Source organism: Candidatus Berkiella aquae, assembly GCF_001431295.2.
Taxonomy (GTDB): Bacteria; Pseudomonadota; Gammaproteobacteria; order Berkiellales; family Berkiellaceae; genus Berkiella; species Berkiella aquae.
The window spans coordinates 453,080-474,968 of the sequence record NZ_LKAJ02000001.1; the positions used below are offsets into that span (position 1 = coordinate 453,080).

Sequence of the window (21,889 nt, forward strand, 5' to 3'; positions counted from 1 at the left end):
TAGCAAAGCAGTGCTTTTACACAGCACATGACCCAGAAAGCATTCTCAATAAGGATATTGGTTGATTTTTAGTATATACCACTCATTGGCCTCCGGTAAGGAAACGCTTTCAAATCTGTATTCAATATTCCCTGAGTTCGCTATTCGTGAGAGAATTGCGGGTCCTTAAAACAAGCTAGTAGCTTAAGAGAATTATCATGAAACGATTTATGTGTTTGTTATGTGGCTTTATTTATGATGAAACGTTAGGCAAGCCTGATGAAGGCATATTGCCCGGAACGACTTGGGAGCAGGTTCCCCTCACTTGGCGTTGCCCAGATTGTGGCGCAATGAAAGATGATTTCGAAATGATTGAAATTTAATGCGGTTTTAATACCACAAATAAGACAATTGCGCTGAACATCACGATCGAAAGCTCATTAAATATTCGATAGTACAATGCAGAGCGAGTATTGGCCCCTTGTTTGAATTTCTTAAGAAGAATGCCGCAATAAAGGTGATAAATAATCACCAAAGAGACTACCGATAATTTCAATGACAACCATAATGGGGGAGCGCTAAAAGAATAACCCATCATGTGTACTAATCCGACACCTAACAAAAGCGTGATGATGGCGTTAGGTGTCATAATCCCCCAAAACAAACGTCTTTCCATTGTGCAAAATCGATCGTGACCTGCTTGATCGATTTTCGGCAAGTCAGCATGATAAACAAAGAGTCTGGGTAAATAGAATAATCCTGCAAACCAGGCGGTCATTGCAATGATATGGAAAGCTTTTACCCACAACATAGATTTATCCTTATAATCGAGTCTTGTATTGCGGCGCCAAGTATATACTAAGTACACTTCAAGATGCGAAGCATGACTTGAAGTGTAACTTTACGCGATGGGGGTTATCAGGGGGAGAATCGCGATTCTCCCCCTGATTGCAAGCACGGATTTACTCCGTGCGCAGCATTCAAACAAGATATACCGCTTGCTAGCCATTTTGAATCTCATCTTTTGAAGTAGGAAGCGGTATATACTAAGTACACTTCAAGATGCGAAGCATGACTTGAAGTGGAATGTTTAATTATCATTGATAAGTAAAGCGAGGAAAAACCATGCGGGAAAAACCAGGTCGCCGCTTATCGTTAGGCACATGTGCTTTATTGTTAGTTATTGTTGGTGTCGTAACTTATAGAGCTGCTTTAAAAACAAATGAATCGACACCCAAAGTTGCAGTCAATGAATCGGGGTTGCAAGAACAAGTCCAGCAATTGACCGATGAAAATCAGCGAATTCAAAAGGAATTGATTATTGCTAAACGCAATTTTGAAATTGAATCAGAAGCAAAAAAAAATCTTGGTGGCTACCTTCGAACACTGCAAGCGAATAATGCAGAATTAGCGCAGCATATGAATCTTTATCAATCTGTCTCTGGTGTCATGCCAGTTAAGCAAGGCGTGCAAATCAAAAATTTTCAGATATTTCCCAATAGTGCACAACATCAATACCGTTATCTTGTCGTGCTTAGTAAGCAGTTTGCTTCTGCAGAATATATTGAGGGTTTAGTGACAATGACGATTGTCGGAAAAGTGGGAGATAAAACCATATTATTACCAGTGAAATATGTTAATTCCGGTAGTGATGATGGCCTGTCCTTTAAGTTTCGCTATTTACAAGAGTTGAGCGGTGAATTAACTTTACCCCCCCAATTCCTGGCAGAGGGCGTTTTAGTTGCGGTTAAACCTGAAAGAGGATGGCCATCCGTGCAGCAGCAATTTCCATGGTTAGTCCATAATAGTATTCAAACGGGTTAAGGATTCCTGTGACTTAAAGGAACTTTGCTGTAAAATGGGGTTATAACAGAGTAAGTACATAAAAAGGTTAATTCATGGACGCAGTTATTTCGTGCACCGATGCGGCAGCAAAGCGAGTACAAGAGCTTCTTGCAGAAGAGGGGAATTACAACCTTAAACTGCGAGTTTATATTACAGGTGGTGGCTGTTCTGGCTTTCAATACGGTTTTGCGTTTGATGAAAATACCAAAGAAGACGACACCATTGTGAGTAAAGCCATTGCAGTCGATGGAGACACCGTTAACATTGATGTGGTGGTTGATGCTTTAAGCATGATGTATCTGACTGGTGCGCAAATTGATTATCAAGAAAGTTTGCAAGGTGCCCACTTTGTGGTGAAAAATCCAAATGCACAAACAACCTGTAGCTGCGGCTCTTCTTTCGCCTTATAAATCGTTGCATTCCTATTTGCTGGAATAGCATTTCCATGGTTATAGTGTTTTTTATATTCCAATATTTAAAATAAGCCTAGATTTTGCACAGTCTGATCTTTTGCTTAGCTAGCACATAATGAGACCATGCACATGATGATTCTCTTAGGTTCGCTATTTTATTTTCTCCTGAAATTTCTTTGCTATTCAGGCTATGCAAAATATCTTAACCATCTTTATAAAATACCCAATAATATTTGGAAGGTAGGGATTGCCAGGACTTTATTAGGTGTTGTTCTGGGGGCGCTCTTAAACACACTCTTGCTAGGCGTTTTACATATTCAATTGGGTGTAGGGCGATCACCGCTAGGTGGGCGTGATTCGGATATCTACTTTTTGCTCTTAACAATGATTCGAATAGGAGAATGGTTGTTAATTGTTTGGTATTTTTATGATCGAGAGTTGTACATTTCTTTTAAACTCGCGAAAGCGGTTTTATTCGGTACTTTGGTTTCTTATCTTATTGATATCCCTATCATGCTTGGTCTTTTTATGGTAATTGCAACTATCTGTTAGTCGGCTCTTTGTGCGGTTACATCTTCAATTAATAGTAAAAATAAGAACATTTTCTTAGCATGGCGTTTTAGAAATGAGAAGGTATTACACTATGTCAATAGGAACAGATGTTAAAGGTTTAGCAAAAAAATTTGAAGAAGGTAAACTCAATAATGCCAAAGGCAGCCGTATTGAGTATGGCACCGAATCTGATCGTGGTTTAGCAACCAATAATCATCAACGAATGAATTTTCAATTTACGGCTTTTCAAACAAAAACTCAGATCGCACAAGATGAAGAAGCGACTTCGCTTGCATTAGCCCTAAAGCTGCAACAAGAAGAAGAAGATGCGGCGCTTGCTCGAGCATTAAGTGCCCAATTTTAATTAAAAGCCGTCTCAAAAAATGCTTTGAGAGGGCTTTTCTGACAATATTCTCGCCATCCAAGCTTTATTCTTCAAGTAAAATCTTTAGTAATAGGTCACCACATGTACCCTCAGTTTGCATGCCTATAGAATGTTTGTTACATTACTGAGATAATAATAAGAACGCTCTTAAAAGCGCAGCCTATTTTAGGTGTACCAGCTATGGTGACAGCAAGAAGAGAACCTGGCGAAAACGCATATGTCAGAGAAGCAGAAGAAGTAGAGGGGGGAATCAATGACATTGTTTTTCACGCTCTTGATGATACCCTTTTAAAACATGCCAAGGCAGATCTTAACAATCTGCGAACGGTGCTTAAAAATATTCTCGCTCCAGCAGATTTTGCGAAGCTTGCGCAACGAGACCGGTTTTCGAATTTAGAAGACTTGAAAAGCTTCAATACCCTATTGAAAGAAAATTTACAAAGCCTCCCTTTAAACGCAAAATTTCTTCAAGCAGCGAATGTCGTTATTAGCAATATAGAAAACGACATTAGCAAAATCGAAAATATAAAAAAGGGCGCACAAATATTCTCAAAAAGTGGGAATTACGAGGCGCTTGCTGCCGAGATTGAAAAAATAAAACCTAATCGGCTTACAAAAATTAAAAACTTACTGGTACCTGGCGCTAAAAAGAAAAGCAAAAAAGCGATAGAGAGCAAAAAAAAGGCCACATTTGATGCTTGGCAAAAAAAAATGACGGAAGAAGCGGTAAAGTACGGGGTAGAAATGCTTGCGATTAACGATAATCAAGAGCCTATTAGAATATTGAATAGGCTCGACAAAACACAAGCCTATAGCCAACTTCAAACAGAGCCGAAACTTGCAAAGCAACACAACATTGTAGGCGAAATAGGAGCAGCCGCAAAGCAGCTGACAACGACGGTCGCGCAAAATGCAATCGCTGATTTCTTTGAAAATGAGTCGCAGCTTGATGAAAGAACAACGGATAATCAACGTCTAAATCAGCATGTTAAAAATGCCTTTGATTATGCTGCTAAATTGGCTTCTTTCGATATCATATTAGAATTTGTTGCCAATGCTCATCAAATCTATCAATTTAGTAGCGAGCATCGTGAAAAAGGTATTGATTTGGAGAAGAAAGGATTTAAGCGCTTACAAGAGCCTGGTTTTAAAGAGTTCATGATCAAAACCTTAGATAATCTGGGATTTGACATTCGCGATCCAAACCTTTTAACCAACTTGCATACCCTCTCACCTGAAGAATTGAGCCAAAAAAGAGAAGCTTTCGCTAATACCAATACCCCAGAGGCGGCTGCGAAATTCACCCGAGCAAAAGATCTTTTTTTGAAGGAATGTGAAACAGCTAAATCATTATCCTCTTCAAGAGAATATTACATGTTAATGTCTTTGTCAGAACAGGCATTACTCGATGTTGAATCAACACAACGTAAGGCCAATGTGACTAAGCTTTTACCCGATATTGATAACATGATGGGCTACAATCAGAAAGTAGGTTATGGAGTAGGAGCACAAGCCAAGTACACGGCTAGAGAAATGCTGAAAAATCACTTGGGCGATATTACAGAATATATGCTGGAATCAGCTAATAATAAGCGCGCTGAGGCAAGAGATATTGCTACAGGTGATATTGATAATATACGAAACGCTTTTCTGAATAATGAGGTGCGACCTGCTAAAAAATCTATTCGTGAAGCCAACAAAGAATGGCAATCTGCTATCCAAAAGGCGACAGCACATGATATAAATCGCGATGTTCAGAAATTAGCCACAACATCAGAAGACAGTGTTGATCGCATTATGCTTGAACAATTTCAAAAAGCATGGCAAAAAGAGGCTATTGAGCTATTAGCCCTTGTGCAAAAATCAAATCCCAATTTTTACCTTAAAATAGATACCGTTTTAAGGAAAGAAATCGATGATTTAAAATATCAAAATGCGCCTGTAGAAGTGATCCAATTAGCAGAAGCCCGCCTAAGAGAATTTACAAGATGTCTTGCTACGCCTCATAGTGTCAGTGAAATAAAGAAATGCTCGCTTGAACAATTAAAAATATTGTGTACTTCATTTAATACGGGATTAAATCAACTCTCGACTAAAGAATCATTAGCTGCACAATCCATTGATGAACAACAAAAAACAATTGCGATGAGACGAGCTTTTTCTTCGTTGGGTACATCTCTCACACTTCCCGAAACAGCTTTTGCTGCATATGATGAACTGGTGAGAAATGACAGAGCTCGCTTAAATCATGAAGATCCCGGTTTCATGATGCAATGGATTTCAGAAAAAGGCGGAAGATTCATTGCAAATTATCTACAAAAAAACTTTGAAGAGCCTAGAGTCACTTTAGCCTATCTTCTAGAACAAAAGATGGGGAGTCAGTATAAACTTGCTGCTACTGTCACTGAGGCACCTATTACTGCTAGTTTTTCGCACTCCCCCCAAACGCCAGTAGCCGTAGAAGCAAAACAAACCTGGTTTCAATGGGGAGCATCGCTGGTTGGTTTGGAGTTAGATGATCTTAAATTGCAACAAAAACAAGCAATAAACTATGCAGAGAAATTGAATCAATTAAGCGCCGCTTCTGGTGCTGCCAGCAAAACACTTGCTGTTAAAAATTATGAACAAGTTTTTGCAATACTTGAGCAGTCAGATGCAATCATTGCACGATTGAAAGTGAATGCTGCTAAGGCAAAAAAGAATTACCAAGCCGCGCAACAACTTTTTGATGAAGAACTGCCCGCAAAACAAACCGCTATGCGCAGCAGATTAGAATCTATCGAACAAGATTTAACAAAAGCAGCAGCCGGATTAAAACAGCCTGCCACCGTGAGCAATGCTGATTTAATGTTGAAACAGTTACAGCAAGCGAAAGCAAAATTAGAAACAGAATTAAAAGCGACTGAAAATGCATTTCAGCCGCATAAAAAAGCTTATAGTGCACAAGGTCGTTTTGATTTTTCTAAAACGCCTGAATATGCAGGGCTTGCCTCTCAAATTGAACATTTTGAAAAGGTAATAAATGAAAATACCGCAGTGAGTGCTGAGCTAACGCAGGCTCATGATGCCTTAAAACATAGAGAAGCTGAAATTACTCAAGCAATGCAAAAACTTATTGAGAACCCAACAAGCACCGATGCCAGATTAGTCTCTCTCTATCTTAATATCACCGAACCTAATATGGCAAGTAATTTCACTGCTATGAAAAAAGAGATGGATAAATTACTTGAATCTATAGATCAGGATGTCGCAAAAGCCAAGGAAAAAGTAGAACAAAACCCAAGAGGCTATTTTTTCTGGACAACCTCTCAAGCTGCAAAAGATGCTGAAACAGAATTACAACAGGTGCAACAAATTCAGGCAAAAATGCAGATGATTCACGAGGAATTTGTGCACTCTAAAGGACAAGAACCTCTCGTTAATATTGAAATCGCCAAAGAGTTGCAAAAGATGGCACCGACACTGATTTTTGATGAGACAAAAGCAAGAGCGGAATGCCAGCAAGACTATTCTAAAAAATGTGCGGTGTTGGCAAGACGCGTAGAAAATATGACGAAAACGGTACACGATAAAGAACCTTATTTTGACAGACCTTCACTCTTAGAAAGCCATGCTAAATCCGAAAGTAGAAAACATAAAAATGCAATTAAATATCAAAATGAATTAAAATATAATATTGAGACTGTGAATCGCATGAGTAATCTTGCGAATACGGTTAATGAAATCGAAAAAGATCGTCAAAATGGTCAAGAGCAGATAGCGAAAGAACAAGGATTTACTTACAATTTTGTCTATTACATGCTTGAGAAATATTTTAAGAGTGGTGCTAGTTTAAAGAAGACGGCGTTCAATGCTATCGTTGGAGCCTATGCTGGTACATTGCTCGATCAAACTGCTTCACGTGCTGATGCTCTTAATGTGGTATTAGTTCATCATCTGGGACCAGAAAGGGCTGCACAAATTCAAGGTTATCTGCAAACCGTGCAAGCTGCCTACAATTTTTTGCAAGCCCCACCTTTGCGAGCAGATGCTTCTTGGAAAGATGTTGCTATGCATGGGTTATATGCAGGGGCTGCCGCAGGCGTGACGGCGGCGATACCAGCGGCGCTGTGGGCACTACCTTCAGGGCCTGCTGGGATGTTAGCCGCAGGTACTGTCGCTGCCATACCGGTAGCTGCCCAAGCAGGGGCACTTGCGGTGGGAGCAAGTCTGCTTTCGCCGGTGATTGCAGGGATCACACAAGAGGCAGTAGACTATGCGTTAAAAAGAACGCTCGGGCCAAAAGCAACGACAGATTTTTACAACACCGTTAGCACCATGCAAAGTGTCGCAGGAGCTGTGTTCAGTAAAGCAGATAAAATCACGATGGATAGCGTCAAGGACTGGTATAATAACGCGCCCGATAAAGAAAATATTAATCAGGTTTTGATTTCAGAAGGTCAAAAGGCATTTCGTGGTCAAACATTTGATGCTTTTGTCACAATAATCAGCCAATTGCATGAACTAAGCAACCAAGAGTACCTTGCAGAGCTAGGCTTGGAGCGCTTGCGCAGTAATGACTTTGCCATTATTAAAGAATATATGATGGATAGCCTTGGTTTGCAGGCGTCTGATTTGGTGCAACCTTTAAACCAAGAACAGCTTAGTCGCTTACGAGAGGCCTTTATTGTAACGCCAACTCCTGGCAACCGTGATCCATTTGCGACGTTAATGAATACGGTTTCAAAAGAATACAATGATGTGGTGTCTTTAATCCAACAGGGCAAACTGAAAGATTCTTCGAACTACGTGAGTATTATCACGCTGATGAATGATCTGGTGTCTAAAGTTGATATGGTACAAAAAGCAACGAAAGCAGCGGAATTATTTTTGCCAGATGTTAATACCTTACTAGCAACCAAAGCGAAAGAGGGTGAAAAAACATTGGTTCAATATTTAACAGAAAATGCCGCGCTGGATGTTGCATCTATGTCAAGCCAAACAGGGATTGCTTATATGGTTCAAGATAGTGTTACGCAAGCAACACGAATGGCCACTAATATTGTTACCGCAGCCAAAGCGAAATCGGTTGAACTTGAGGCATTGGCACCGCCTCGATCCCCCACGGTTTCTCGAGGAAGGCAAATGAGTTCGTCGTCTTCTTCTACCGCTTCAAGTGAACAGCGTGCAAGTTCGTCCTCAACCTCTTCTTCTCCTTCAAGACGACAAGCGATGACTTTTGTTTTTGGTGGAACATCGCCAAGTACAACAAGCACAGCAAGTGCAGCCATCCCATCAGCAGAAATAGTGACCCCATCGGCAGAAACCCCTCCTGTTGAAAGGTCAAGTCCTGAAAGACGCCGCCGTTAAGCGGCGTTAAGATTAATTGAAGCTTGAAGATTGATTAACGCATTAGTAATTTTTTATTCGTAACACCCGGGGTTTGTGGATAGTCTTCAATCCCAAGACGTCGCAACAAGTCATAGACTTCATCTTCAGAATCGGGATCAATACCCATTTCTTGCCAAAATAGACGCGTTTTCAGATCGATTTCATTGCCGTGTAAAATATCGCTATGAAGGTTAATCCCATTTAATTGTAAACTTTCACGCAAAGCGGTTTCTTCATTAGGATTTAACCCTTGTTGTTCGTTTAAAATAGCTTTGTGTAGTTCGAATGCAGGTAAATAAGCAGCCATTTTTTCCTCACTAATGATACTCATCGGTATTCCTAAAGCGACAAATGAAATTTAGTCATGATTTTAACTAAATTTTTGTCAATGTAAAGTAATTTTAAACATTTTCTTTTAATGAATATACACGGGGTTGATATCTTCCTTTGAGGCAAAGCGCTACGAGTTCGAAGCAGCATGCAAATAGGCTGAGATGTTCATCTGACAGAATAGGACCTTTATCCTATAATTTGAAAAACAAGGCTTGCTTGTTCTGGTTAATTATATTAAGTTCAAGCTCGATACTTCATTTTATTTTTGTGGATGACAAGTAAGAAAATGTTTTCCTTTAACCTAAATAACCTTTCAAACCGTTGGTGGCGATGGCTAGACGCAGTCGTTTGCACGTTTGATTGGTTTCATAAAAAGGTTAAAAGGGTTAAAACATGTTATCTTGTCGAAGAATACTACTCTCATTATTCATTGTAACGTTCCTTACGCTTTGCACTTATTTCTGTTTAAATCCCGCGGTTTCTACCTCATCTTTGCCTAAAATTGCGATAGCTCATTATGGTCCGCATAGTTCCTTAGAAGAAAGTATTCGGGGCATTAAAGAAGGCTTAGCTCAGCAAGGTTTTAAAGATAAAGAAAATATTAGCATCGAAGTGTTAGATGTTAATTTTGAACTTACTCTCATTCCACAGATGCTAGCGAAATTACGCGCAATGCAACCACAAGCCATGGTGGTTATTTCCACGCCGATTGCACAAAATGCCAAAAATACGATTAAAGATATTCCGCTATTCTTTACTGATGTAACCGAACCCATATCGGCAGGTTTGCTAAAGGATAATGAACACACCTTCAATAACATGACAGGGGCATCTGATAAGCAAGATTTAAATGTATTATTAGCTTTTGCTCAAAAGCTCTTACCTAATGCAAAGAAAGTAGGGCTACTTTATGCAAGTAGTGAAGCAAATGATATTGCTTTAGTGAATATGCTTCAAAAGGCTGCAAAAGAATTAGAGATGGACGTGATTTGCATACCGGTTGAGCATGCCAGAGATATCCCGTTTCGAATGCAAGCCCTCAAAAATAAAGTCGATTTCATTTATGTTGGCGTTAGTGGTCTTATTCAACCATCATTACCGGCTATTGTGCAAGAAGCAGACCGCATGAATATTCCGATATTTAATGCGAATGAAGATGCCGTAAAAAACCATCAAGTACTGGCTAGTATGGGTGTTTCTTACTATCAAGTGGGAGTCAATACTTCACAATTGATAGCCGGATTACTCAATGGCAAACCGTTTAATACGCTCACCCCACGCTATCCCAAAGCTCAAGATCATCAAGGTTATATCAGTAAAAAAAGAGCACTTAAGTATGGCATTGATTTATCTGAGATAGAAAATGTGACGGTGGTGGAATAATGATGTTACAAGCAAAAAATATTGTAAAATCCTTTACGCAAGATACGTCACCTATTTTAAACAAGCTAAATTTGTCGTTGGCGCCAGGTGAATTTTGCGTATTAATAGGTAGTAATGGTTCAGGAAAATCGACTTTCTTAAAAACATTATCGGGCGAAAACACCCTTGATTCAGGTCAGATCTTGTTAAATGGAAGAGATATTACAACTTTATCATTCAGCGAACGCGCAAAATATATCAGTGGGGTTTCACAAAATATTTTGCAAGGCACTATTCAAGAGATGACATTATTAGAGAATTTAGTGTTAAGCCAATTGCGAGGTGAAAAAGCAAAATTTAAAAAAATAAAGCACCACTATGCAAATCTCCGAGAAAAATTGTTTCATTTAAATCCCGCTTTAGAAATCTATTTAGACAAGCCTCTTTCTTGTTTGTCAGGTGGGCAAAAGCAAATGGTAGCGACGCTGATGGCAACCTTAAATGAGCCATTTCTATTATTGCTAGATGAGCATTGTTCGGCATTAGATCCTAAAACGCAGATTGATGTCATGGAATTCACAGCAAAAATGATTGCTGAATTAGGAATCACGGCGTTGATGGTAACACATCATCTTAATGATGCCCTCAATTATGGTGATAGATTAATCATGCTTCATCAAGGCCAGATCAGTCATGATTTTAATCAGCGACAAAAAAAATCATTAAAAATGGCAGATTTGTTTGAGCTATTTCAAATAAATAACGAGGTGTTCCAATGATTGCAACCTATTTGTCATTGATTCCCAGCGGTTTGTTATATGCATTGATACTGGCGATGGTTGCTTTGGGTGTCATGATACCTTTTCGCCTATTGAATTTTCCTGATTTGACGGCAGAGGGAGCCTATCCTTTAGGAGGGGCCGTTGCCTGCGTATTAGCCGTTAAGGGGTGTCACCCCTTATTGGCGATATTGCTTGCTACTTTATGCGGTGGAATGATGGGTATTGGGACCGCATATTTGCACCTGCGATTACGGCTTAATACGTTGTTATCAGGCATTATTTTGAGCACCATGGTCTATAGCATTAATTTACGACTAATGGGTAAACCCAATGTTCCTTTATTTGAAATAAATGATTTATTTCCTGGCAATATAGTATTGTTACTCAGTATCAATATCTTGTTATTAGGGCTTGGCTATTATTTTCTGATGACTGAGAAAGGATTACGATTTCGTGCGGTTGGTTTGAATACGCATTGTGCTGCTAAGCAAGGAATTGTCATCTCAAAGTATTTATTTCTAGGTCTGTTTGCAGGCAATGCATTATCCGCTTTTGCAGGTAGTATTATTGTGCAAATTCAACACTATGCCGATATTAGCATGGGCCTGGGTATTGTCATTCATGCTTTAGCGGCACTCATGATTGGCGAAAGTTTGGTCGGAACACAAACCCTTTTTAGGCAAATGCTTGCACCGATTGTTGGGGCCATTATCTATCAGCAAATGCAAGGGATGGCATTGAGCATGGGATTAGCGCCAACCGATCTCAAATTTATTACGGGAGCGATTGTTTTATTCGCAATCAGTTATCAGCGGTTTGGAGTGAGGCAAGCGTTGTGAAGAACAGAACTCTTTTTGCTATCCCTGATAAGCAAATTTATTTGTGCGGTCATTCTTTAGGTCCTGTCTGTCATGCAGCCAAAGAAACTCTCAATGAAGGTTTGCAAAGTTGGAGTCATGAACTCGTCGGAGGATGGAATAAGTCAGCATGGATTCATTTGCCACAAAAACTTGGTAAATCAATTGCTCCCTTGATAGGTGCGCAGCCTGAAGAAGTGATTGTTGCTGATAGCACTTCAATTAATTTGTTGAAATGTTTATTAACGGCATTAGCATTAAATAGTCAACGTAAAGTTATCTTAACAGAGCATGATAATTTTCCGACGGATCACTATATTGCACAATCTATCACCGCAATCGATCCGACGATTCAGGTAAAAACGGTCGCTAACAATGAATTGGTTGCAATGCTTGATGAGACGATTGCAGTATTAATGCTAACACAAGTCAATTATCGCACCAGTCAAAAACATGATATCGCATCATTAACGCAAAAAGCGCATGCATTAGGTATTTTAGTGGTATGGGATTTGTCTCACAGTGTGGGTGCAATGTCGCTTGCTTGTGCTGATGATCACGTTGATTTTGCAGTAGGGTGTACTTATAAATATCTGAATGGTGGACCCGGGGCCCCTGGCTTCATCTATGCTACCAAGCGACACCATGAACGCATGGTTCCTATGATTAAAGGTTGGATGGGGCATAAGCTTCCGTTTGCTTTTGCGCCTGATTTTGAACCAGCTGAGGGGATCAAAGCTTTTTTAACTGGAACGCCAGCGATTATGAGTCTCAAAGCATTAGAGGGAGCCTTAACCTGTTTTGATGCGGTTGACTTATCTAGTTTACAAGAAAAAAGTGTCAAACTTTCGCAACAACTGATTGACAAGATTCAGCAAGCGCTTCCTATGTTACATTTAGTGTCACCTCAAGCGGCAAGTGTTCGAGGTTCGCACGTTGCTTATGCTCACCCACAAGCTTATGCCATCACACAAGCGCTTATTTCACGAGGCGTTATTGTTGATTACCGAGAGCCAGGGCTTATTCGCATGGGTATTTCCCCACTGTATATCGATGAACTCGATATCGACCGGGTGGTGCAAACATTAATTGAAATCTTTGAATCACGACTCTATCAACGGGAGGTATTTCAAAAGCGCCTCCTCGTTACATGACATGTTCTGCTTGTAAAGCTATAGAGGGTGAATCAAAAGTGAGCCATTGATTGACAATGAGTTTTTGAATTATCCAGAAAAAGAGCATCAAGGGGATAAGCATACCAATACCCACAGCGATAAAATTACCTTGATAAAAGAAGCTTGTCGTTTCAAGTAATATCGCCGTAAAAATTAATCGCGAACTTTGATTTAGCGCTGCGCTGCGTCCTTTGCTATTAGGGATAATTTCCAGGGAATAAGGATAAATAATGTTAATGGGGAATACTGCGCCAATCGCAAAAATAATCATCATCAAAGTGATAAGCATGGGGCTTTGGATGCGATACCAGAGTAGCCAACTAATCATGAGGGCCGTTAACGCACACAGTCCAATGCCTATATAGAAGCATCGATGGGTGCCAACTCTTTTCAGAATATAAGGGCTGAAAATGCTAACGCTAGCAAACACCAGTGCAGTAGCCCCTTGATAGAAGCCAAAATGATTTAATGGGACGCCCATATCTTGCATATAAAGGATGGGAGACATGCCCACAAATAACCAATAAGGAATGCATAGTAAACAGAATGCCGCAATATAAGATAGCAATGAAGGCGAACGCAGCAATGGCAAATAGGCCTTCAGTGAGAGTGAAACGTTTGGATCCCCTTTACGGTGAGGGATAGCAAACCAGCTGACAGCCAAACAAATTAGCCCTAATATTAATAGGATAAAAAAATTGCCACGCCAACTGGAGTAAAGTGCAACGTAACTTCCAAGTACGGGTGCACAGGCCATTGCCATTGTCGTCAAACCATTCAGCGTCCCCATTAAACCAGGCTGTTTTTCAATAGGATATTCATCCGCAATGATCACAAAAGAAAGAGTACAAGGCGCTGCAATCCCAATGCCTTGCAAAAAGCGTCCGAGCAAGAGCCCAATATACTGATCTGCATTAACGCAAAAGACGCTACCGATAACAAAAAGCACTAAACTCAACAGCATGACATATCGGCGGTTATAGCGATCGCCTAAGGTGCCCGCAAATAAGCAACAAATACAGTAAGCGATAAAATTAACGCTCAGCATTAATTGCACCATCACAGGAGATAGCTGAAATACGCTTTGTAATTCAGGAAAGCTCGGTGTAAAAAGATCGATTTCTACGCCGACAAGGATCTGAATGAGGAGAATAGCAATAAATCTAAACATATACCCTTCGCAGCTGAATTTTCGGGGGTGTTGCCTTCACTCACCTCACAATCCTCATGAATTTTGTATACATTGCGGTTGTTCGGGAGTTCGGCGCCTACCCGACAAATCATCTGCTGTGGGTATAATTCGTTAGGATAACGAGCTAGTGAGCTTATCGTCAATAAAATTTCATTTCTTTGTAGCCACACTCTTTCCAAGTCGTTGAACTTGACATCCAGAGCGATAGCTGCGATAAAAGGAAGAATCATGGGACAAGTGACCTATTCAAAGTTGCTTAGATCCTTTATGCTACATCAACGCCTTTTTACAGAATGTAAGCTATGTATCACGACAATCTGAAACGTTCTAAATCATCCTTCCGAAAGGCCCGCTAGGGGCACTACAACTTCTTTATCAAAAATTAAGCCACTTTTCTCGAATAAATATTATTTGTTGGGAGTTTAGTATGTCTTCAGGTCCTCGTTTAGGATTGCTGCAAACCATTTCTTTGGTGACAGGTAATTTAATTGGATCCGGTGTTTTTCTCTTACCTGCAAGCTTGGGAACATTGGGTAGCCTTAGTTTAGTCGGTTGGATGTTAACTGGAATAGGCGCTTTGTTATTGGCGGCCGTTTTTGCAAAATTAAGCCAAACAACTCAAGCTAATGGTGGTCCTCATAATTATGTAGGTCTCGCCTTTGGTAAAGAAGCGGCTTATTGGATTGCATGGGGTTATTGGGTACTTTCTTGGATTAGTAATACAGCGTTAGTTGTTGCTGCGGTCAGTTACTTTTCACCATTGGTAGGAGGCATGTCTCAACCGATGGTTTTACTCAGCGAAATCCTTATTTTAGCTACAGTGACCCTCATTAATTTTAAAGGGATCCAATTTGCAGGTCGTTTTGAATTAGTGATGACGACAATCAAGCTCATGCCTTTAGTCATCATTCCACTGATTGGTCTTTTTGTCGTAGATTGGCAACAATTAAGCTTTGCTCCCCCTGATAATGTTGAATTATTAGATGGAGTGAAAATGGCAATGTTTTTAACATTGTGGGCTTTTGTTGGATTAGAAACCGCCACGGTGCCTTCTGGCGAGGTAAAAAATCCAAAACGAACTATTCCTTTGGCAACGTTGCTAGGAACGTTAATCGCTTTACTCGTTTATGTGTTAGGGTCTGTGGTAATGCTAGGAATTCTTGGCAATGGATTAAGCACCTCTTCTGCCCCTTATGCTGATCTGGCAGGGCATTTATTGGGTGGAAATTGGACTCATATTATTGCTGCTGCTGCTTTTTGTTGCTGCTTAGGTTCTTTTAATGGTTGGACGATGGTTGTGAGTCGCATTGCACAAGGCGCGGCAACGGAAGGATTATTCCCCCGTGCCTTTGCAAAGGTTGACAAGCAAGGTACGCCTGTTCGAGGTCTCATTATTTCTGCACTTTGCACACTGCCTTTGCTATTTCTCTCTTTACAAGAGAATTTATTGAGCCAATTTAATGCCATTATTGATATTTCTATTACCTTAATATTGCTTATTTATCTGGTTTGTATTTTAGCTTATTTCAAACTGAAAATAGGCTATTCAAGCAAAGCTGCAATGGCAATTGGAGTGGGCGCTTTAGTATTTGTGGGTTTCTCGCTGTGGGCTGCGGGCTTTAAAATGGTTACATTATCATTAGTACTACTTTTATTGGGAATACCGATGCGCTTATATATGTCAGCAAAGGAGCGAGCTACTATACAAGCTGAAGCGATTTAATATTAAGGCGCAAAAATGCCTCCTAATATCGCAGGCTTTCTAGCGCCGGTGATTGCGGTTAAATCAATGGCTTGATTGTCTAAGCGCATTTTAGCCAGCCAAGCAAAACAAGCGGCTTCCACCCAATCTGGGTGTAAGCCGTAATTAAGCGTGGTATTTAAATGGTAACCCTTGCCTAAATGCTTCTCTAAGCAGGCGACTAATGCCGTGTTATGGCAGCCGCCGCCACATAATACAATTTCTGCAGTCGGGTGAATTTGCTTGATAGCTTTGCTAATAGAAATGGCAGTGAGTTCTAATAAGGTTGCTTGTATATCGGCAGGCGCTAAGGGCTTATTTTTCAGATAAGCTTTTAACCAGCGTAAATTAAAATAATCTTTACCGGTACTTTTAGGGCCTGTTTGCGTGAAAAAAGGATCATCCAGTAACTGCTGCAGTAAATCAGGCTGAACTTGACCTTGTTTAGCAAAAGCACCACCTTGGTCATAAGGAACAAGAAGGTTTTCCATGATCCAAGCATCCATCAAACCATTTCCAGGGCCTGTATCAAACCCAAAACAAGGGCTGGCGTTTTGCGCCAACACAGTGATATTCGCAATCCCACCAATATTAAGAACAATACGAGGATTATCAGAGCCAAATAACCATTGATGAAAAGGAGGAACAAAAGGAGCTCCTTGGCCTCCCAGAGCGATATCCGCTCGACGAAAATCGGCAACGGTGGTAATCGCTGTGTTTTTCGCAATGATATTAGGATCGCCAATTTGTAAGGTAAAAGGATAGCGCCCGCTTGGTTGATGCCAGAGCGTTTGGCCGTGGCTACCAATCGCGATAATCTCTTGCGCATTGACGGCAGTCTTTTGCAAAAGATGATTAACGCTGTTGGCAAATAAATGGCCAAATTTAGCATCCAGTTCTGCTATTTCAGTGAAAGATTCACTGCCCTGACCAAGGCTTATTTTAAGAGCGGTTGATTTTAAGTCCTCAGGAATGGGTTCAAGGTGTGAGCCAATGAGCTCAAGTTTGGTGGCAGCCAAGGCGACGATGACGCAATCAACGCCATCCATACTGGTGCCTGACATTAATCCAATAAAGTATTTTTCAGCCTGATTAGTACTCATTTGAAGCGATCATGGTTTTTTCGTGGCGAGCCATCACGCTGAGCAAGTCTTTGGAATAAGCTAAAAATTGTGTTTTGGCTTTACCCGTGAGCCCATCAGCGAATGGCAAAGCTACTTTTAAGGGGTCATGGTGAACGCCATTAACACGGAATTCAAAATGCAAATGGGGGCCGGATGCAAGTCCTGTACTGCCTACATAACCAATGACTTGGCCTTGTTTAACAGGCATACCGCTTTTAAGGTTTTTGGTAAAACGAGAAAGATGACCATAAAGAGTGGTGTATTTAGAGCCATGCTGGAGAACGATCGTATTGCCATATCCACCCTTGCGTCCCACAAAAACGACTTTACCTTGACCTGCTGCTTTCACAGGAGTGCCTGTGGGCGCTGCATAATCAACGCCGCGATGAGCGCGAATTTTATGTAAGACGGGGTGTTTACGATGTAAATTAAAATGTGAACTGATCCGAGTGTACTGAACAGGGGTACGGATAAAGGCTTTCTTTAAACTTTGTCCTGCTGGGCTAAAATAGCTAGTTTGACCATCGGTATCAGTATAACGAATCGCGCGGTATTCTTTTCCATTATTAGTAAATTCCGCTGCAACAATGGGCCCATTACCGACTTTGACCCCATTCACAAAATATTCTTCATAGAGAACTTTAAAATTATCATTGGGCTGGATATCTTGGGCAAAATCGATGTCATAGGCAAAGATATTGGCAAGTTCCATAATTAAGGCATCGTCGAGTTTCGCATGTTTAGCAGCGAGGAATAGAGAATCATTTATTTGACCCCCACCAAAGGCAACACGCTTTTCAATGGGTTTTTCTTCAACTTTTGCCGTTAGACTGCCGTTATCTTGGCGTTGAACCATCAATGTGGTAAGTGGATCAACATCAAATTGAAGGGCAAGTAATCGACCACTCTCATCAGCATTGATTCTGAGGGTTTGGCCAGGAAATATTTTCTTAAGTGAATGTGCCTGACGCAGAGAAATGACTTCGTCTAAGGCCTTAGAAGAGAGCCCGGCTTGTTGGAAATAGTAAGCAAGGTTATCGCCCGCTTTAATAGTAAAAGTTTGCCAAGGATCTTCAGTGACGGTCGTTGGCGTTGTTGCTTTTGGCTGCGCTGTGCTAGCTAACGATTTGGTTGGCTTAGCGGGTTCATTCATTTCTGGCAAGGCAATGCTGGTAGAAACTTGCTGTGAAGCAAGCCATTCATCTTCTGTTAATTCTGGGGTGTAAGTGGGGGTAAACCAATTAATGCATCGCCAGATAACAACAAATCCCAGAGCACTAAGAGCCGCGGGTGTTATCCATTTGCTAGCAACTGCAGCAGCTGTGGATCTAGCTGCGCTAGATTTTACCGTGCTGTATTTATAATCGGTTTTCACTTTAATGGTACTTCGCATCCTTGATGACATTACCTTTCAAATTTAGTTGCCAGTTTTCATAAAATCAATGTTGGCTGCGGTCTGTTGATTTTTATTCATTCTGCTGCTACCGTGCGAAATTTGGTTAACAAAATTAATCAAAGACAGGCAAGGGTAATTATATTAACTGATATTTCACCTTGTACAATATCATGATTAAAAGACGATTTAAGCTGTAGAAATAAATTTTGTTGAGAGTATTAGTACATGGGCACACATATAGATGTCACGTTAGCAGAGATTGCTCGCGGCACGGAAGAAATTTTAATCAAAGATGAGTTAGTAGAAAAATTAAAAAAAGGAACGCCTTTACGTGTTAAGGCAGGATTTGATCCAACAGCGCCTGATCTCCACTTAGGTCATACCGTACTCATCAACAAAATGAAGCAGCTCCAAGATATGGGGCATGAGATTTTATTCTTGATCGGTGACTTTACTGGCATGATTGGGGATCCAACAGGTAAAAATATAACTCGCCAACCCTTGACCGTTGAACAAGTTATTGAAAACGCAAAAACCTACGAATCGCAAATCTATAAGATATTAGATCCCCATAAGACACAGATTGTTTTTAATTCAGCTTGGTTAGGTAAATTAAGTGCTAGAGACTTGATTGGTTTAGCAGCTAAACAAACTGTAGCGAGAATGCTTGAGCGTGATGATTTTTCAAATCGCTACCGCCAAGGGCAAGCCATAGCAATTCATGAATTTTTATACCCGTTATTACAAGGCTATGACTCCGTTATGTTGAAGTCAGATATTGAACTTGGCGGAACAGATCAGAAATTCAATCTATTAATGGGAAGAGAGTTGCAAAAGGCACATCAGCAATCCCCTCAAATCGTGATTACAATGCCACTATTAGAAGGGTTGGATGGCGTTAAGAAGATGTCTAAGTCATTAGACAACTATATAGGCATCGCAGAGCACCCTAATAATATGTTTGGGAAGATGATGTCGATCTCAGATGTATTAATGTGGCGCTACTTTGAGTTATTAAGCTTTAAAACTATCCAAGAAATTGCTGCGTTACGCAAAGCTGTTGATGAAGGAATGAATCCCAGAGATGTGAAAGTAACCTTGGCTAAAGAAATTGTGGCACGTTTTCATAGCATTGAGGCTGCCAATACAGCCGAAGAACAATTTGTTTCACAATTTCGACAAGGGGCAATCCCAGATGATATTGAAGAAATAACGATTTCGACCTCCAAAAAAGAGGTTGCATTGGTGCATGTTTTGAAAGAAGCAGGGCTAACTAAGAGCACTTCTGAGGCGATTCGAATGATCCAGCAAGGTGCTGTGAAGCTTGATGGTGAGCGGGTAAATTCTGCAGATTTTCAGCTGAAAAGTGGCATTATTGTGATTGCGCAGGTAGGCAAAAGACGCTTCGCAAAGATAACAGTGTCAGAAGTCGAACCAACCTAATTTCAAAAAAAATGAAAAAGTTGTTTGACACTGCACGAAAAAAGCGTAGAATTCGCTCCACTTCACAGGGCAAACGAAGCCGGTGAAGTGAGACGAGAGTCGAGACGAAAGTTGAGACAACAACACGAAAAAGACGAAAGAAAATAAGTGTTGACAAAGAGTTGAGAATGGTTAAAATAAGCAACCTTCGAAACGAAAGAAAACGAAGACGAATACGAAGTAAAGCTTGAGACTGAATAAGAAACAAGCACTGTTCTTTAACAAAATAGACCATGTTATTTGTGTGGGCGCTTAGTCAAGAGCGAGAGTCAACAAGATTAGTTGCCACGTAAGTGGTGACAAAAAAGACTCGGTCGAAAGACCAAACAAGATTAAATTGAAGAGTTTGATCCTGGCTCAGATTGAACGCTAGCGGCATGCTTAACACATGCAAGTCGAACGGTAACAGGCCTAGCTTGCTAGGTGCTGACGAGTGGCGGACGGGTGAGTAACGCGTAGGAATCTACCTAGTAGTGGGGGATAACCTGGGGAAACCCAGGCTAATACCGCATGAGCCCTAAGGGGGAAAGCAGGGGATCGTAAGACCTTGTGCTATTAGATGAGCCTGCGTCAGATTAGCTAGTTGGTGGGGTAAAGGCCTACCAAGGCGATGATCTGTAGCTGGTCTGAGAGGACGACCAGCCACACTGGGACTGAGACACGGCCCAGACTCCTACGGGAGGCAGCAGTGGGGAATATTGGACAATGGGCGCAAGCCTGATCCAGCAATGCCGCGTGTGTGAAGAAGGCCTGCGGGTTGTAAAGCACTTTCAGTGGGGAGGAAGGCCTCAGTATTAATACTGCTGAGGATTGACGTTACCCACAGAAGAAGCACCGGCTAACTCTGTGCCAGCAGCCGCGGTAATACAGAGGGTGCAAGCGTTAATCGGAATTACTGGGCGTAAAGGGTGCGTAGGTGGTTTTTTAAGTCAGATGTGAAATCCCTGGGCTCAACCTAGGAATTGCATTTGATACTGAATAACTTGAGTGTGGTAGAGGGAAGTGGAATTTCCGGTGTAGCGGTGAAATGCGTAGATATCGGAAGGAACATCAGTGGCGAAGGCGACTTCCTGGACCACTACTGACACTGAGGCACGAAAGCGTGGGGAGCGAACAGGATTAGATACCCTGGTAGTCCACGCCGTAAACGATGAGAACTAGATGTTAGGGGGCTTAGACCTTTTAGTATCGCAGCAAACGCGTTAAGTTCTCCGCCTGGGGAGTACGGCCGCAAGGTTAAAACTCAAAGGAATTGACGGGGGCCCGCACAAGCGGTGGAGCATGTGGTTTAATTCGATGCAACGCGAAGAACCTTACCTACCTTTGAATCCACGGAACCTTGCAGAAATGTGAGGGTGCCTTCGGGAACCGTGAGACAGGTGCTGCATGGCTGTCGTCAGCTCGTGTCGTGAGATGTTGGGTTAAGTCCCGTAACGAGCGCAACCCTTGTCCTTAGTTACCAGCGAGTTATGTCGGGGACTTTAAGGAGACTGCCGGTGATAAACCGGAGGAAGGTGGGGATGACGTCAAGTCCTCATGGCCCTTACAGGTAGGGCCACACACGTGCTACAATGGCCGGTACAAAGGGTTGCCAACCCGCGAGGGGGAGCTAATCTCAAAAAGCCGGTCGTAGTCCGGATTGGAGTCTGCAACTCGACTCCATGAAGCTGGAATCGCTAGTAATCGCGGATCAGAACGCCGCGGTGAATACGTTCCCGGGCCTTGTACACACCGCCCGTCACACCATGGGAGTGGGTTGTACCAGAAGCAGGTAGACTAACCGTAAGGAGGTCGCCTACCACGGTATGATTCATGACTGGGGTGAAGTCGTAACAAGGTAGCCGTAGGGGAACCTGCGGCTGGATCACCTCCTTATCGAAAAGATTCTCCTTAAGATTAAG

At 41.4% G+C, this 21,889-nt stretch carries 17 protein-coding genes and 1 rRNA gene; 13 read left to right on the forward strand and 5 right to left on the reverse strand.

Annotated elements, in window-relative coordinates; all coding sequences use genetic code 11:
- The first annotated feature begins 197 nt into the window (after window positions 1-197).
- On the forward strand, window positions 198-362 hold the full coding sequence (locus tag HT99x_RS02175; RefSeq protein ID WP_075066966.1) for a rubredoxin: 165 nt from the start codon (window positions 198-200) through the stop codon (window positions 360-362).
- On the opposite strand, the gene HT99x_RS02180 is transcribed toward HT99x_RS02175, so the two are convergent.
- The gene (locus HT99x_RS02180) at window positions 359-790 is read right to left on the reverse strand and encodes a CopD family protein (RefSeq protein WP_075066967.1); all 432 of its coding nucleotides are present in this window, start codon (window positions 788-790) and stop codon (window positions 359-361) included. The two genes, HT99x_RS02175 and HT99x_RS02180, sit on opposite strands and share 4 nt — an antisense overlap.
- Window positions 791-1,104: 314 nt before the next feature.
- Between HT99x_RS02180 and HT99x_RS02185 the strand changes: the two genes are divergently transcribed.
- From HT99x_RS02185 to HT99x_RS02205, 5 genes are all read left to right on the forward strand, one after another.
- Window positions 1,105-1,803 (forward strand): DUF6776 family protein, encoded by a 699-nt coding sequence (locus tag HT99x_RS02185; protein WP_075066968.1) that lies wholly within the window; start codon window positions 1,105-1,107, stop codon window positions 1,801-1,803.
- A 74-nt stretch (window positions 1,804-1,877) separates the two neighbouring features.
- The gene (gene erpA / locus HT99x_RS02190; RefSeq protein WP_075066969.1) at window positions 1,878-2,234 is read left to right on the forward strand and encodes an iron-sulfur cluster insertion protein ErpA; all 357 of its coding nucleotides are present in this window, start codon (window positions 1,878-1,880) and stop codon (window positions 2,232-2,234) included.
- 132 nt (window positions 2,235-2,366) lie between these two features.
- Window positions 2,367-2,789 (forward strand): hypothetical protein, encoded by a 423-nt coding sequence (locus HT99x_RS02195; protein WP_075066970.1) that lies wholly within the window; start codon window positions 2,367-2,369, stop codon window positions 2,787-2,789.
- Between the two features lie 91 nt (window positions 2,790-2,880).
- The gene (locus tag HT99x_RS02200) at window positions 2,881-3,153 is read left to right on the forward strand and encodes a hypothetical protein (protein WP_075066971.1); all 273 of its coding nucleotides are present in this window, start codon (window positions 2,881-2,883) and stop codon (window positions 3,151-3,153) included.
- Between the two features lie 201 nt (window positions 3,154-3,354).
- The gene (locus tag HT99x_RS02205; protein ID WP_075066972.1) at window positions 3,355-8,523 is read left to right on the forward strand and encodes a coiled-coil domain-containing protein; all 5,169 of its coding nucleotides are present in this window, start codon (window positions 3,355-3,357) and stop codon (window positions 8,521-8,523) included.
- Window positions 8,524-8,557: 34 nt separating this feature from the next.
- Here the strand turns inward: HT99x_RS02205 and HT99x_RS02210 are convergent, their stop codons facing one another.
- Window positions 8,558-8,875: a hypothetical protein gene (locus HT99x_RS02210; RefSeq protein WP_075066973.1), complete on the reverse strand. Its 318-nt coding sequence runs from the start codon at window positions 8,873-8,875 to the stop codon at window positions 8,558-8,560.
- 395 nt (window positions 8,876-9,270) lie between these two features.
- Between HT99x_RS02210 and HT99x_RS02215 the strand changes: the two genes are divergently transcribed.
- The 4 genes from HT99x_RS02215 to kynU are packed head-to-tail and all read left to right on the forward strand — an operon-like array spanning window position 9,271 to window position 13,032.
- Window positions 9,271-10,260, forward strand: coding sequence for an ABC transporter substrate binding protein (locus HT99x_RS02215; RefSeq protein WP_075066974.1), 990 nt, complete (start codon window positions 9,271-9,273; stop codon window positions 10,258-10,260).
- On the forward strand, window positions 10,260-11,018 hold the full coding sequence (locus HT99x_RS02220) for an ABC transporter ATP-binding protein (RefSeq protein WP_075066975.1): 759 nt from the start codon (window positions 10,260-10,262) through the stop codon (window positions 11,016-11,018). Before HT99x_RS02215 ends, HT99x_RS02220 begins: the two co-directional genes overlap by 1 nt.
- On the forward strand, window positions 11,015-11,860 hold the full coding sequence (locus tag HT99x_RS02225; RefSeq protein ID WP_075066976.1) for an ABC transporter permease subunit: 846 nt from the start codon (window positions 11,015-11,017) through the stop codon (window positions 11,858-11,860). Before HT99x_RS02220 ends, HT99x_RS02225 begins: the two co-directional genes overlap by 4 nt.
- Window positions 11,857-13,032 (forward strand): kynureninase, encoded by a 1,176-nt coding sequence (kynU, locus tag HT99x_RS02230; protein WP_075066977.1) that lies wholly within the window; start codon window positions 11,857-11,859, stop codon window positions 13,030-13,032. The genes HT99x_RS02225 and kynU overlap by 4 nt, the downstream gene beginning before the upstream one ends.
- Here the strand turns inward: kynU and HT99x_RS02235 are convergent.
- Window positions 13,025-14,224: an MFS transporter gene (locus HT99x_RS02235; protein ID WP_075066978.1), complete on the reverse strand. Its 1,200-nt coding sequence runs from the start codon at window positions 14,222-14,224 to the stop codon at window positions 13,025-13,027. The two genes, kynU and HT99x_RS02235, sit on opposite strands and share 8 nt — an antisense overlap.
- Window positions 14,225-14,672: 448 nt before the next feature.
- On the opposite strand from HT99x_RS02235, the gene HT99x_RS02240 reads away from it, so the two are divergent.
- Window positions 14,673-15,968, forward strand: coding sequence for an amino acid permease (locus HT99x_RS02240; protein ID WP_075066979.1), 1,296 nt, complete (start codon window positions 14,673-14,675; stop codon window positions 15,966-15,968).
- Window positions 15,969-15,970: 2 nt separating this feature from the next.
- On the opposite strand, the gene HT99x_RS02245 is transcribed toward HT99x_RS02240, so the two are convergent.
- The gene (locus HT99x_RS02245; protein WP_075066980.1) at window positions 15,971-17,089 is read right to left on the reverse strand and encodes an anhydro-N-acetylmuramic acid kinase; all 1,119 of its coding nucleotides are present in this window, start codon (window positions 17,087-17,089) and stop codon (window positions 15,971-15,973) included.
- Window positions 17,079-18,515, reverse strand: a complete 1,437-nt coding sequence (locus HT99x_RS02250; protein WP_083482938.1) for a peptidoglycan DD-metalloendopeptidase family protein — start codon at window positions 18,513-18,515, stop codon at window positions 17,079-17,081. Before HT99x_RS02250 ends, HT99x_RS02245 begins: the two co-directional genes overlap by 11 nt.
- 216 nt (window positions 18,516-18,731) lie before the next feature.
- On the opposite strand from HT99x_RS02250, the gene tyrS reads away from it, so the two are divergent.
- Both tyrS and HT99x_RS02260 read left to right on the forward strand, forming a co-directional pair.
- On the forward strand, window positions 18,732-19,949 hold the full coding sequence (tyrS, locus tag HT99x_RS02255) for a tyrosine--tRNA ligase (RefSeq protein ID WP_075066982.1): 1,218 nt from the start codon (window positions 18,732-18,734) through the stop codon (window positions 19,947-19,949).
- 373 nt (window positions 19,950-20,322) lie between these two features.
- Window positions 20,323-21,863: ribosomal RNA gene (locus tag HT99x_RS02260) — 16S ribosomal RNA — on the forward strand.
- Window positions 21,864-21,889: the final 26 nt, after the last annotated feature.

What these genes read in the sequence shown, in the direction of transcription:
- HT99x_RS02180 (WP_075066967.1), bottom strand. Translation starts at nt 790, where the DNA reads ATGTTGTGGGTAAAAGCTTTCCATATCATTGCAATGACCGCCTGGTTT.
- tyrS (WP_075066982.1), top strand. Translation starts at nt 18,732, where the DNA reads ATGGGCACACATATAGATGTCACGTTAGCAGAGATTGCTCGCGGCACG.
- HT99x_RS02195 (WP_075066970.1), top strand. Translation starts at nt 2,367, where the DNA reads ATGATGATTCTCTTAGGTTCGCTATTTTATTTTCTCCTGAAATTTCTT.
- HT99x_RS02210 (WP_075066973.1), bottom strand. Translation starts at nt 8,875, where the DNA reads ATGAGTATCATTAGTGAGGAAAAAATGGCTGCTTATTTACCTGCATTC.
- HT99x_RS02220 (WP_075066975.1), top strand. Translation starts at nt 10,260, where the DNA reads ATGATGTTACAAGCAAAAAATATTGTAAAATCCTTTACGCAAGATACG.
- HT99x_RS02205 (WP_075066972.1), top strand. Translation starts at nt 3,355, where the DNA reads ATGGTGACAGCAAGAAGAGAACCTGGCGAAAACGCATATGTCAGAGAA.
- HT99x_RS02225 (WP_075066976.1), top strand. Translation starts at nt 11,015, where the DNA reads ATGATTGCAACCTATTTGTCATTGATTCCCAGCGGTTTGTTATATGCA.
- HT99x_RS02185 (WP_075066968.1), top strand. Translation starts at nt 1,105, where the DNA reads ATGCGGGAAAAACCAGGTCGCCGCTTATCGTTAGGCACATGTGCTTTA.
- HT99x_RS02235 (WP_075066978.1), bottom strand. Translation starts at nt 14,224, where the DNA reads ATGTTTAGATTTATTGCTATTCTCCTCATTCAGATCCTTGTCGGCGTA.
- erpA (WP_075066969.1), top strand. Translation starts at nt 1,878, where the DNA reads ATGGACGCAGTTATTTCGTGCACCGATGCGGCAGCAAAGCGAGTACAA.
- HT99x_RS02200 (WP_075066971.1), top strand. Translation starts at nt 2,881, where the DNA reads ATGTCAATAGGAACAGATGTTAAAGGTTTAGCAAAAAAATTTGAAGAA.
- HT99x_RS02245 (WP_075066980.1), bottom strand. Translation starts at nt 17,089, where the DNA reads ATGAGTACTAATCAGGCTGAAAAATACTTTATTGGATTAATGTCAGGC.
- HT99x_RS02250 (WP_083482938.1), bottom strand. Translation starts at nt 18,515, where the DNA reads ATGTCATCAAGGATGCGAAGTACCATTAAAGTGAAAACCGATTATAAA.
- HT99x_RS02240 (WP_075066979.1), top strand. Translation starts at nt 14,673, where the DNA reads ATGTCTTCAGGTCCTCGTTTAGGATTGCTGCAAACCATTTCTTTGGTG.
- HT99x_RS02215 (WP_075066974.1), top strand. Translation starts at nt 9,271, where the DNA reads ATGTTATCTTGTCGAAGAATACTACTCTCATTATTCATTGTAACGTTC.
- HT99x_RS02175 (WP_075066966.1), top strand. Translation starts at nt 198, where the DNA reads ATGAAACGATTTATGTGTTTGTTATGTGGCTTTATTTATGATGAAACG.